Origin of the sequence: Paenibacillus tianmuensis, from assembly GCF_900100345.1 — a bacterium.
Lineage (GTDB): Bacteria > Bacillota > Bacilli > Paenibacillales > NBRC-103111 > Paenibacillus_G > Paenibacillus_G tianmuensis.
In genome coordinates this window covers 49,134-59,690 of the sequence record NZ_FMTT01000037.1, presented here as the reverse complement: position 1 = coordinate 59,690, position 10,557 = coordinate 49,134, and the positions used below count along the sequence as shown (strand labels likewise).

Genomic DNA, 10,557 nt, shown 5'->3' with positions numbered 1-10,557 from the left:
GGTCGCGGCACGGATCAAACGCCAGTACTTGTTGGGGTATCGCTCAACAAACAAGGCGCACCGCAATTCGTCAAGATGCAGGTGATTCCGGATGTCAAAGGCAAGACACTCGTCGAGTTTGCTAAACAGCACATCGAACCAGGTTCGACGATCAGTAGCGACGCGCATCGTTCGTACCATGCACTCGCTAAAGAATATAACCACCAACCGATCAGGTTCAATGTAAAGGACAATCCTGATCATTTGAAATGGCTGCATACGATGATTTCCAACGCGAAAGCCTTTATCGGCGGTACGTTTCACGGTTTAGATTCCAAGCATCTGCAAACCTATTTGAACGAATTTTGCTTTCGCACCAACCGTCGGCAGTTTGAAGGTCAGATGTTTAATCGCCTGTTGGCTGCTTGTGTCTCCACCGATACCGTCACCTACGGCGATTTGACTGCATAAGCCAAGCGGAGCTAACTTGATATTCAAATTAAATTAAACTCTGACTCTATGACCTTGTTTGCTGCCATTTTGATTGTATTAATGATTGAAGTATCTTCGTTTCTCCTTAGGGATAATTCACAGAGTGAATCTACAATAATTTTTAATACTTCTTTTTCCTGTTTACTTTTATCTAATTTATAAAAGTTATTAAAATTGAAATCTTCAATAAAAATATTTGTAACACCCAAAACCCCATCAAATATGGATTCATCGCCTCTCGGTCCAAAAGAAATTTCAACCTTACTGCTATTATTGATTTCAATTGGTGGCAAAAATGTCATAAAAAGTTCCTTGATATGATAAACCACATGCCTAAATGGCAATACGTTTTGGGGGATATCTGCTAGTTCTGTCGATTCTAAAGTTAGTAAATTAGATTTCATTTGACACCTCTTATCTATATCTGGTTTTCCACGTTCATCGACTACATTCCAACGTTAACAATAATCTCCATCTGGACGATATAATACTAACACAACTTTTATTGAAGTGGGGGGAGCTACCGTGGGAATTTTTGATTTGTTTAAAAAGAACCCGCAGCCGCAGGCTCAAGAGAACGACCTTATCCAATCCATCCGACACGCGATCGAGATCATGGAACATGCCGACTCGAAAAGCCACGAGGAAATCATCGAAAAGATCGCTCAATACACCAAGGACGAGCATTTGGCTTGGGAGCTGTACTGCTTAATCCCATCGGCCTATTGCCGGATGATCGTCAAAGAGGTTCGATATACGAACGACATGATCATGATTTTCCCTGACGACACGCAGCAGCAAACTTTACTCTCCAACAACCGGGTCTATAAGGTCATTCAAAGTGTAGTAGCAGACAAGCTCAGCGGGGAAATCGACAACAAGAAAATTCAAACCATCCTATTCCAAAGCTCGGAATTTAACGCCATTAACAATGCATTAAACGACGGCAGCGCCCTGGAAGATTTGATGACCGGACCACTGGTCGTGTTCGCACCCGAAAAAATGGTACAATAATGATGGCTCGCACAGCCCTCCCAGGCAAATGCTTAGCAAGGAGGAACTCCAATGACAACAGACCTTAAACGGATGGCCCATCTCGTTCGGGCTAATTTTATAACCAAATCCACCTGCTTGGCGAAGGATTCCGGTGAGATGAATGTCCGCGAAACGGCGGATTTTATTCGCGTGGATAGCGGACTGCCGTCCGATACGTTTAATAATTCGGTGTGGCTTAAGGAGCAGGTGAAACCGTCGGACACCGGTCTGATCGAAGAGACTGTTGAATACTTCAACAAGAAGCAATACCCTATGGCGCTGTGGTCGTGGGAGGATCGCAATAGCTGTACGTTTGAAACGTTAAGAAGCCTGGGGCTGAACGAAGCGGAGACGAATGTCGCCATGTATGCCGACTTGGATGCTTTGCGGCCGGATACGATTTGCCCGGCGGAGCTGAGGCTGAAGGAGGTAGCGTCTGCTCGGGAAATCGAACAATACGAGGACGTGCTGGCTTCTTTATTCGGCGAATCGGCGGAAGCCGCTAACGTTCGGTTATATTATAAGAGGGTGCCCGCCTCCCTTCTACTGAACCATTCCGCCATGAAGCTGTACATCGGAACGGTTCAGGATGACGTCGTTTCTACGGGATGCCTGATTTTCGCTCCTGATAGCGTCGGCATCTACGACATTGCCACGAGGCAGGAATGCCGCGGAAGAGGCTTCGGGTCGGCCATGTTTAGCTTCCTGCTTGCAGAAGCCCGGAAGCACCGCACCGGCTGGTGCGTACTCCAAGCTTCGCCGGACGGCATTAATATTTATAAGCGATCGGGCTTTGAGCCGGTCTGCGAAGTAACGGTTTATGAAAACCGGCACCTGTTTGAATAAAAGCAGAGGAAGGGCTATTACAGCCCGTTCACCTTTACCATCTCCACAAAAGCGGCACAAGCTTTGCTCGAAAATCCATCGTTGCGGCGGACAAAGCTTGTAGTCGTATAGCGAAACGCTTCCGGAACCTGGTAGCTTCCCAGCTCCTCGAACTCGCCAGATAGTACGGATTGGGGCAGCAGCGTAGCGGCGAGTCCGGAACGTACGCAGCTCAGAAGCGTTTCCAGAGAGCTCACTTCCAGCATATTGGCCAGAGGAATTCCTTCGCTGCGCAGCCACGCTTCCAGAACCGCCCGGAACGGACAGCCCTTCGGAAAAACGGCCCATTTCTTATGGGCCAGCTCCGGGTACGTCTCCCCGGTCGTCCGGGTCAGCAGCCGAAGCTCGTCTTTTGCCGTATGTTCGATAACGAGCTTGGACGAGTCGATCTCGCCAGTAACGAACGTTCCGTCGAGCTGATGATTCAGCAATTTGGCAAGCAAATCCGCGGAAGTTCCGGTCGTGATCGAGAGAGAGACGCCGGGATACCGGGCTTGAAAATCCGCCAGAGCATTCATGAAATTACGGCAATTTACGGTTTCCACCACCCCGATCGCCAGCGGGCCGCTCGGATAATCCGTCTCCCGCACCGCTCTCACCGCTTCCTCGGACAAATTCAAGATCGTTAGGGCGTAGTCGCGAAAGGCGCCGCCTTTTTCCGTCAGGACAACGCCTTTCGGATGCCGGTGAAATAACGGGACCCCCAGCTCGGATTCCAGCTTCCGGATTCTCGCGGTCACATTCGATTGGACGTAGCCCAGCCGTTCTGCGGCGCGGGATATGCTGCCCTCCTCAGCAATGACCGCAAACACTTTAAGATCCGTCAATTCCACCGGACATCCCTCCGTTTAGATATCAAAAATAATGATGTTTTTATAAATATTGATCATTATACGATATACCCATATTGAATTACAATGGCATCAAGGCAAAAGGCGGTGAGGCGTGATGGCATGGGTTACTCTCCTGGCTGCCGGACTGTGCGCCTTTGGCGAGCCGAAGGAATGGAGGCGAATCTTGTTCATCGGCCTGACCTCGCCTCAGCCATCGGACTTAAACTGATTTCATAGAAAAAAGAGGGCTGCTTCTCTTAGCGAGAGCTGCCCTCCTTCCGGAGTTTCCGGCATGTGCTCCTCCTACGTCCATCCCCAAAAGAAAGCGTCCCGGTCCCAAGCTACCCTTCCCTTGTGCAGCTTCTTGAACGCCTTCTTCACTTCCTTATCGATGGACGCGTTCCCGTTCTCGTTGACATAAATAAACGCTTCGCCAAAATGAGCGGAGATATGCCGTACGGCATCGCTTTGATAAAGAATGCCCGCGGACTTCACTTCATTCAGCATCCACTCAGCAACCTCATCGGCAGTAAAGCTCATTCGTAGTCCCCCTTCCCTTGATTCGGAGCCATTCCTCCGCGCTCGCAGCTTGCACTTGAGGGTTAGGATGCTCCATCAGCTTCTGCAAAATCTCATCGATTTCGGGGCCTCGAAACCTGGAGATCACCGCAACGAACTCGATCAGGATGTCCGGATTGGACGAATCCTTCAGGAACAGCAGCGGCCGAAAGTCCTTGATCCGTCGGTCGTGATCGATCTTCAGCACCCAGATCGATCTCAGAATCGACAGGATTCCTTTTTCCCCGGCTTGTCTTAGTTCGGACAGCAGTTCCTCATACTTTCTCAAAATGAGCTTGTTATCGTTCATTTCACTGCCGCGCAGGCACCCGGGACAGAGGCACCTCTTGGTTCCTTTCGCCTTCGGATAAAAGCGCCAGCCGATCGTTTGAGACAGCTTTTTGGTTCGCAAGATTTCGTTCTTGAGAATTTTTCTCGGCACGATCACCTGAAAGCCCATCCGGTCTTTCCGATTCAAAAAAGCTTTTACGGCCTGCCCGGCGCTCCCCTGGCGGTGCTTCTGGTGATAATCGCCGAACAAGACAGTCTCGTCGTCGCGCAGCTTGAAATAAACGGCGGTCATATTCTTTTTGTTAAACCGTCTCAGCTCCCGGAGCCATTGATGCGATGCATAAAAATCGTGAATCACCGGCATGCAGAAGACGCCGTCTCCGACCTCGGCCACATGGACCTCGCTCGGCTTGATGCCGTTTCGAACGATATTCGCGATCGATTGCTCCGGCGTCAAATGTACAAATACGGGCATAGGTCACCTTTCGCTTTATAAAAATATAGTCAACCGTGCATTCCGGCGTCTTCGGGCTCGCCCTCGGAATTCATGCTCACCATGATGCTGTGTCCCCAGAACAGGTCTCCGTCGGCAAACCAGATCTCAAAGGCTCCGTCCTCGTCAAAGGCGATCGTCTCGATCGACATGCGCTGCACGAAATCCTTTTTCGTCACCGGCTCCTCATCTTCCACTAGCCAGTTATCGTTTTTGAGCTCCAGCAGTTCGTCGGCGGCAAATGCTCTTGCTTTGGAATCGATCGCCTCAAGACGGGCAATGATTCCGCGCACGGCAGGCAGCAGGGCCAGCGCTTCCTCACGGCTGTCGATGTGGATGACCAGATCGAAAGAATGGTCGTTAGCCCAAACGGTTGTCTCAAATTGCTGAAGGAGCTCATAGAACGTGAGCGTCCCCAGACCATCGTCCTGAATCGGCGGATTGTCGGCGGCGGTCTTCTTCGGAGGCCGAGGGGGGACGACCGTCGCAGAAATGTTCCGGAAGCATTGCTCGATATCGCTTTCAGGCACACCGTTGAACGTATAGGACACGTCCAGCATCGCCCGGTTGATTTGAACGGGCGTGCCCGCTACCGCTTCACCGGTTTCCGAAATGAAGCGGAACACTCCGTCCTCGCAGCACACCTCGCGAACGACAAAACGGAACGGGATCGGCACGCTGCACCAGGATGAGCTTTCTTCACCGCACTGGTAAATATCTGCCACTTGCTTGCGCCCGCCGCCCGCTTCCGGTGCTTTATTCAGCACTCTCACCAGCCCGTCTTCATCCTGCGTCGCATGTTTTTCCTGCACGGCGATCAATACCGTATAATCGGGTGTGACGGCGCATGGCAGCGTTAAGGCTTGAATGGCCGCTATCGCTTCACCGTCGCCCTGATAAGCGATTTTAAGTTTGTTGAGCATATCCGATGTATCATAATAGTTCATGTTCCATCTCCTCAGCACGGTCTGATTCTCAAATTATATCATATTGCGCCTCTCGAATAACACGCTGGACACGCCCCCCGCCACCAATAGAAAAAGCACCCGCTAAGGTGCTTGGCTTGCCCGCTGCCGTTACTTAATCACGAGCACCGGAACTTTCGAATGCTGAACGACATTGTGGCTGACGCTGCCAAGGACAAACTCGCGAAGACCGCTTAGTCCCCGGCTTCCCATAACAATAAGATCGGCGCCGTTTTCTTCCACATACTCCAGAATCGTAACGGCCGGCTGGCCTTGCAGCAGCACGTGCTTCACCCGGGATACGCCGGTAGTCAAACCTTCCGCTTCTTTCAGTACGGAGCGGGCCAGTTCCTCGTACTCCGGATCGAGATTGGCCGGAACGGATACGAAGGCGCCGCCATAAGCGAAGACCGGAGTTTGATATACATGAATGACGATTAATTCCGCCGAATCTTCCTGAGTAATAGCGACCGCTTTCTGAAGAGCCTTAACAGACAGCTCGGAACTGTCAAAAGCAACCAGCACTTTTTGGAATGGCATGATTGGAAACCTCCCCTTGGATCGTTTACACTTTTATGGTAACGTCTACACTTTTATGGTAACGTCTATACGGGGCCAAAGATATGATCTAAATCACAATCTGCCGGAACCGGGCCGTGGACAAACAAAAAATCCCCCGGAGCGAGGGATTCCATCGGCTAACAAAAAGGTCTTCTAAAAGGTCTGTCGATGAGTACGATGACCAACAGGTCAAACAAGACGAGTGGAAGGATAAACGGAAGAAATGAAATGGTAGCCTTATTGCGGCTGCCAGAGGCCGTCCGCAGGTAAACGCGGTTCCGGTCTACTTTGACGATCCGCCCTTCGTATGAGGCTCCGCTCGTTGTAAGGATTCGTACCCGTTTGTTAATATATTTCTTGCTGGTGCGGTAGTGTTCGTGAATGGCTGACATAGTACACCATCCTTTCTTGTTGGACATGGTATATTCTATGTGCTTCTACGAACAAAAGTACGGGCTAGTCTGGCATAAGCCCCGCCAATTTCGTAAACTGGAATAATGCGAGGTTGCCGGAATGGAAGCCGCCCGATTCGACCATCAGCGAAGAAGATACAAGGTCTGGCACGAACCTTCATGCCGTCTTTGCTTCCTTTTCTCGTCTTATCACGTATATACCGGAAGATGGAACGCTATCGCCGGCCCACCTTGAAAATTTGCCAGCAAGAAAGGATGTCACTCCATGGAACAACTCAATGAAATTACGGAATTCGCGGACAGACTGTTCGATCTGATCGAGATTCCTTTTACCGAAACGACCGAGCTCGAACGGCAGTTGATCGCTGCTTTCAGCTTCGGCGCCGTGATGGCGGTTGCGGTCCGGGATGATCTGGATCAGCCGCAGACGCACGCGCTGACCATCGCGATGCTGATGCGCGCATTTCAATACAGCGAGCATCAAGCCGCCGCTTTCGCCCAGGATCTGATCCAAGCGACGGATCGGGACCATCATCCGACGATGAACGCCATTATTCATCGGGGCATCAACGGGCACTACGAGTACGTGAATGAAGAAATGGAAGATTTGCGTCAAAATCTGCTTGATATTTTAAATTCGTTTAGCGAGTGAAATGAGTGAAATTCATGAAGATACGGAACCGATTTCCGGAAACCGACAAACAAATGCATGCGGAGTTCCTCCGCAACGGCTGGGCCTTGCTGAAGGAGCCCAAATCTCCTATGCGCGCTCTAATCCTGTCCGTTCCTTTCATGATCATCAATCTCATCGTGACCGTCGGTATCGTAAGTATGTTTTCGGCTGTCCCTCTCCGAAACTATTTGTCTGAATCGATATCGATCACGATCGACTTGAAAAGTATATTGGGAATTGTATCGCTGCTCTTGGTTCATGAGCTGCTGCATTTCATCTTGATCCCGAACTTTATCGCGACGAAGAGCACGTATGTCGGCATTACCTTGTTCGGGGGATACGTATATACGGAGGAACAAGTATCCAAAACGAGATATATCGTCATTACGCTTTTGCCCTTTATTGTCATATCCATCATACTTCCGGTCCTGCTGGGCCTATTGGGGGCACTCTCCCCTTTCATCCTTTTTTTGATCGTCTTAAACTCGTTGTCGTCTTCTTTGGATATCTTGAATTGGATTCTGATCTGGATTCAAGTCCCTTCCAAAGCGGTCATTGTATGCAACGGAACGAAGACGTATTGGAAATCGACTGCAAGGCAAACATCTTCTCATATCTAAATCGCTTAGGACGTGAACGAAATGGAGCAAACCTTGTCTTACGAGAAAATTTTCGAATGGGTGCGGGACATACAGGATGCCCACGATTCCGGGAAGCCGTACGAAGAAAAGCTGAAGCTGCTCAAGACCAATGTCACCTATCCGGATGTCGAAGAGCTGCTGAGGCATACCGACCAAAGCGTCGAATTTGTCGCCAAAAGACTGTTCCATCACCGATCCGTCCTGCCCGGCGACTTGAGCAGAGAAGAGCTGATCGGGCTCGTGGAACAATTGATGCAGTGTTCGGGAGAAGAGTGGGAAATGGACATTTGGCTGGATATGATTACAAGTTCGGTAGCGGACCCGAGCATCAGCGATTATATTTTTTGGAGCGACGAAGATTTGTCGGCCGAGGAGATTGTAGACAAGGCGCTGGCCTATAAACCGATCCTCCTGTAGTGTCCTCTCCGATTTAGACATTGCTTGTGTGCGGTCTGCAAAATGGTTGTATACGGCCTTCCCAAGCGGTTTTGCGGCAAATTTATTTATAACCAAAAAGCCACTCCCCCGAGTGGTTTGACGAGCTGAAGACCGAGCTGCGGCAGTACTGCGACAAAATGCGGCAGAACTTCACGAAGCAGTGGTGAATGCTAGACCTATAGAATGAAGCTTGAAGCGAGGCCGGAATTTCCCCACCAGGAGGAATTCCGGCTTTTAAAGTTTGCAAAGACCTCTTTCACCCCCTATAATACTGAATAAAAGTTCAGTGTTAAAAAAATATGGCATCCAGAAAAGGGGTGAAGTAGACGTGAATAAAAAGAAACAGCAAACCGAGCAAACGAAGAAGAAGATCGCTGATGCCGCCAGAGCTTTGTTTACCCAAAAAGGCTATAAAGCAACATCCATAGAAGATATCGTGAAAGCGACCGGATGCAGCGCCGGTAACATTTATTATCATTTCAAGAACAAGGAAGGGCTTTTTTTATATTTACTTGAAGAGTGGAACACGGAATGGGATAAGACATGGCTGGCCAAAGAAATGCTATACCCCACCACGATCGATAAATTATATGGCATGGCTGAACATCTGGCGCTCGATCAACTAAACCATCCGCTAACCAAAGCCTCTGATGAATTTTTCAATAACTCAGAGAAAGCTCCAGATGTTAAGGAGCGAATGAATGAATTGGTCAAAGGTTATCTTGACTTTAATCGGCAGTTGCTGCAGAGAGGGATCGATACCAATGAATTCGAAATCGCCAATATTTCCGGGCTCGCCATTATTCTGGACAGTCTGATGCTTGGATTGAATAAACATAGCCTAAGAATGGAAAGAGAGGAAGCGCTGGAGGCTTATCGATTGGCTATGGATGTGTTTCTGTATGGCATTGCCAAGCCAGCCCGCTAGCCTTTTTTGCTATGATTCTGAATAAATATTGAGTGTTTTTTAACATATATGGAGGAATAAAGAATGAAATTATTATTAAAAAATCGGGGAGCCTTACTGATTCTCATGTTCAATCTACTTCTGGTCTTCTCGGGGATCGGCCTTGTCATCCCCATTATGCCTAAGTTCATGGAGAGTTTGGGCATAACCGGGGGGATTATCGGCCTGTTGGTTGCAGCTTTTTCACTGACGCAGCTTCTTTGTTCGCCGTTTGCCGGCCGGTTGGCCGATTCCTTCGGTAGAAAAAGGATGATTGTCCTCGGCTTGATCGTGTTCGCCTTCTCTGAAATACTGTATGGGATAACAAGTTCACCTGGCCTATTGTTTGTTTCCAGGATGCTCGGCGGCATTAGTGCTGCAATGAATATGCCAGCCATTATGGCTTACGCGGCAGATATCACGACAAAAGAAGAACGAGCGGCGGGAATGGGCTACATTAACGCAGCCATTACAACAGGCTTTATTATCGGACCAGGCATTGGCGGTTATATTGCTGAATTTGGTATCCGCGTGCCCTTTTACGTCGCGGGGGTCGCGGCGATCATCGCTGCATGCATTACATTTTTTATTCTTCCGGAATCGCTCCCTTCAAAAGAAAATATAGCAGATACTCCATCCAGCACAGTAAAACGAAGCGGTCTTCTCTCGCAATTGAGGTACACCTATAGAGAGCCCTATTTTTTAAGCTTGATCATCGTTTTTGTCATGTCGTTTGGACTTGCTAATTTTGAAACGGTCTTTGGGCTGTTTGTGGATCATAAATTTGGGTTTGAACCTAAAGATATCGCCTTTATCATTACGTTCGGGTCGATAGCCGGCGCTGTGGTTCAGGCTACGGCCTTCAGCTGGATATTGAAGCGTTTCGGGGAGCAACGTGTCATAGCGCTCTGCCTTTTCTTTGCTAGTTTGTTTATTCTACTGATACTTTTTGTTCACACATTCTGGATGATTTTTGCCGTTACCTTCATTATATTTCTGGCAATCGATATTTTACGACCGGCCATCAGCACGCAAATGTCAATGGTGGCTAAGGATCAGCAAGGCTATGTTGCCGGCTTAAACTCTGCCTTTACCAGTCTCGGTAATATTGCAGGCCCTATCGCAGCTGGTTTTTTATTCGATTTGGATGTTAACTATCCGTATATACTGGCGTGCATGATATTAATTATTTGTTTCGTTTTAGCGGTAAAAGGTAAAAAGAACAACTTGCAGGATGCCAATGCTGCCTCCTGATGAGAAGAACGGTTAATGAATATCTATGGAGAATGCAGCTTCACTTGTAGCTCATGTGCTCTGTTACGTCCTGTAGAGGGCTTGGAATGGTACGTTAGTT

15 protein-coding genes and 1 pseudogene are annotated in these 10,557 nt (G+C 48.9%); 9 read left to right on the top strand and 7 right to left on the bottom strand.

What is annotated here, in order from left to right:
• The coding region (locus tag BLO51_RS20775; protein WP_143006933.1) for an IS1595 family transposase at positions 1–450 on the top strand (450 nt) is incomplete at its 5' end.
• Between the two features lie 23 nt (positions 451–473).
• Here BLO51_RS20775 and BLO51_RS20770 read toward each other — a convergent pair.
• Positions 474–875: a hypothetical protein gene (locus tag BLO51_RS20770; RefSeq protein ID WP_090674879.1), complete on the bottom strand. Its 402-nt coding sequence runs from the start codon at positions 873–875 to the stop codon at positions 474–476.
• A 121-nt stretch (positions 876–996) separates the two neighbouring features.
• Here BLO51_RS20770 and BLO51_RS20765 point away from each other — a divergent pair, with 121 nt between their 5' ends.
• Positions 997–1,485: a hypothetical protein gene (locus BLO51_RS20765; RefSeq protein ID WP_090674878.1), complete on the top strand. Its 489-nt coding sequence runs from the start codon at positions 997–999 to the stop codon at positions 1,483–1,485.
• A gap of 51 nt (positions 1,486–1,536) precedes the next feature.
• Positions 1,537–2,352 carry a GNAT family N-acetyltransferase gene (locus tag BLO51_RS20760; protein ID WP_090674876.1) on the top strand — a complete coding sequence of 272 codons (816 nt, stop codon included), beginning with the start codon at positions 1,537–1,539 and terminating at the stop codon, positions 2,350–2,352.
• Between the two features lie 17 nt (positions 2,353–2,369).
• On the opposite strand, the gene BLO51_RS20755 is transcribed toward BLO51_RS20760, so the two are convergent.
• On the bottom strand, positions 2,370–3,224 hold the full coding sequence (locus tag BLO51_RS20755; protein WP_090674875.1) for a LysR family transcriptional regulator: 855 nt from the start codon (positions 3,222–3,224) through the stop codon (positions 2,370–2,372).
• A 142-nt stretch (positions 3,225–3,366) separates the two neighbouring features.
• On the opposite strand from BLO51_RS20755, the pseudogene BLO51_RS31265 reads away from it, so the two are divergent.
• Positions 3,367–3,461: pseudogene (locus BLO51_RS31265) on the top strand (QacE family quaternary ammonium compound efflux SMR transporter); the annotation flags it as partial.
• Positions 3,462–3,527: 66 nt separating this feature from the next.
• Here BLO51_RS31265 and BLO51_RS20750 read toward each other — a convergent pair.
• The 5 genes from BLO51_RS20750 to BLO51_RS29855 all read right to left on the bottom strand — a co-directional run bounded on the left by BLO51_RS20750 (position 3,528) and on the right by BLO51_RS29855 (position 6,484).
• Positions 3,528–3,764 carry a DUF6953 family protein gene (locus tag BLO51_RS20750; RefSeq protein WP_090674874.1) on the bottom strand — a complete coding sequence of 79 codons (237 nt, stop codon included), beginning with the start codon at positions 3,762–3,764 and terminating at the stop codon, positions 3,528–3,530.
• Positions 3,745–4,548 carry a HEAT repeat domain-containing protein gene (locus BLO51_RS20745; RefSeq protein ID WP_090674873.1) on the bottom strand — a complete coding sequence of 268 codons (804 nt, stop codon included), beginning with the start codon at positions 4,546–4,548 and terminating at the stop codon, positions 3,745–3,747. The genes BLO51_RS20750 and BLO51_RS20745 overlap by 20 nt, the downstream gene beginning before the upstream one ends.
• Before the next feature lie 29 nt (positions 4,549–4,577).
• The gene (locus BLO51_RS20740) at positions 4,578–5,513 is read right to left on the bottom strand and encodes a DUF2262 domain-containing protein (RefSeq protein ID WP_090674871.1); all 936 of its coding nucleotides are present in this window, start codon (positions 5,511–5,513) and stop codon (positions 4,578–4,580) included.
• A gap of 129 nt (positions 5,514–5,642) precedes the next feature.
• The gene (locus BLO51_RS20735) at positions 5,643–6,071 is read right to left on the bottom strand and encodes a universal stress protein (RefSeq protein WP_090674870.1); all 429 of its coding nucleotides are present in this window, start codon (positions 6,069–6,071) and stop codon (positions 5,643–5,645) included.
• Positions 6,072–6,229: 158 nt separating this feature from the next.
• On the bottom strand, positions 6,230–6,484 hold the full coding sequence (locus BLO51_RS29855; RefSeq protein WP_090674868.1) for a hypothetical protein: 255 nt from the start codon (positions 6,482–6,484) through the stop codon (positions 6,230–6,232).
• A 286-nt stretch (positions 6,485–6,770) separates the two neighbouring features.
• Between BLO51_RS29855 and imm48 the strand changes: the two genes are divergently transcribed.
• From imm48 to BLO51_RS20705, 5 genes are all read left to right on the top strand, one after another.
• On the top strand, positions 6,771–7,157 hold the full coding sequence (imm48, locus tag BLO51_RS20725; protein WP_090674866.1) for an Imm48 family immunity protein: 387 nt from the start codon (positions 6,771–6,773) through the stop codon (positions 7,155–7,157).
• A 14-nt stretch (positions 7,158–7,171) separates the two neighbouring features.
• On the top strand, positions 7,172–7,798 hold the full coding sequence (locus BLO51_RS20720) for a DUF3267 domain-containing protein (protein ID WP_090674865.1): 627 nt from the start codon (positions 7,172–7,174) through the stop codon (positions 7,796–7,798).
• A 21-nt stretch (positions 7,799–7,819) separates the two neighbouring features.
• Complete coding sequence (locus BLO51_RS29630; RefSeq protein ID WP_090674863.1) at positions 7,820–8,236, top strand: e9imm peptide; 417 nt, start codon at positions 7,820–7,822, stop codon at positions 8,234–8,236.
• Between the two features lie 349 nt (positions 8,237–8,585).
• On the top strand, positions 8,586–9,185 hold the full coding sequence (locus BLO51_RS20710; protein ID WP_090674891.1) for a TetR/AcrR family transcriptional regulator: 600 nt from the start codon (positions 8,586–8,588) through the stop codon (positions 9,183–9,185).
• A 63-nt stretch (positions 9,186–9,248) separates the two neighbouring features.
• Positions 9,249–10,457, top strand: coding sequence for an MFS transporter (locus BLO51_RS20705; RefSeq protein ID WP_090674862.1), 1,209 nt, complete (start codon positions 9,249–9,251; stop codon positions 10,455–10,457).
• The last annotated feature ends 100 nt before the right edge of the window (positions 10,458–10,557 follow it).

Bases quoted from the DNA above. Each gene is read 5' to 3' on its own strand.
- BLO51_RS20735 (WP_090674870.1), bottom strand. From the start codon at position 6,071: ATGCCATTCCAAAAAGTGCTGGTTGCTTTTGACAGTTCCGAGCTGTCT.
- BLO51_RS20750 (WP_090674874.1), bottom strand. From the start codon at position 3,764: ATGAGCTTTACTGCCGATGAGGTTGCTGAGTGGATGCTGAATGAAGTG.
- BLO51_RS20740 (WP_090674871.1), bottom strand. From the start codon at position 5,513: ATGAACTATTATGATACATCGGATATGCTCAACAAACTTAAAATCGCT.
- BLO51_RS20705 (WP_090674862.1), top strand. From the start codon at position 9,249: ATGAAATTATTATTAAAAAATCGGGGAGCCTTACTGATTCTCATGTTC.
- BLO51_RS29855 (WP_090674868.1), bottom strand. From the start codon at position 6,484: ATGTCAGCCATTCACGAACACTACCGCACCAGCAAGAAATATATTAAC.
- imm48 (WP_090674866.1), top strand. From the start codon at position 6,771: ATGGAACAACTCAATGAAATTACGGAATTCGCGGACAGACTGTTCGAT.
- BLO51_RS20745 (WP_090674873.1), bottom strand. From the start codon at position 4,548: ATGCCCGTATTTGTACATTTGACGCCGGAGCAATCGATCGCGAATATC.
- BLO51_RS20770 (WP_090674879.1), bottom strand. From the start codon at position 875: ATGAAATCTAATTTACTAACTTTAGAATCGACAGAACTAGCAGATATC.
- BLO51_RS20760 (WP_090674876.1), top strand. From the start codon at position 1,537: ATGACAACAGACCTTAAACGGATGGCCCATCTCGTTCGGGCTAATTTT.
- BLO51_RS29630 (WP_090674863.1), top strand. From the start codon at position 7,820: ATGGAGCAAACCTTGTCTTACGAGAAAATTTTCGAATGGGTGCGGGAC.
- BLO51_RS20720 (WP_090674865.1), top strand. From the start codon at position 7,172: ATGAAGATACGGAACCGATTTCCGGAAACCGACAAACAAATGCATGCG.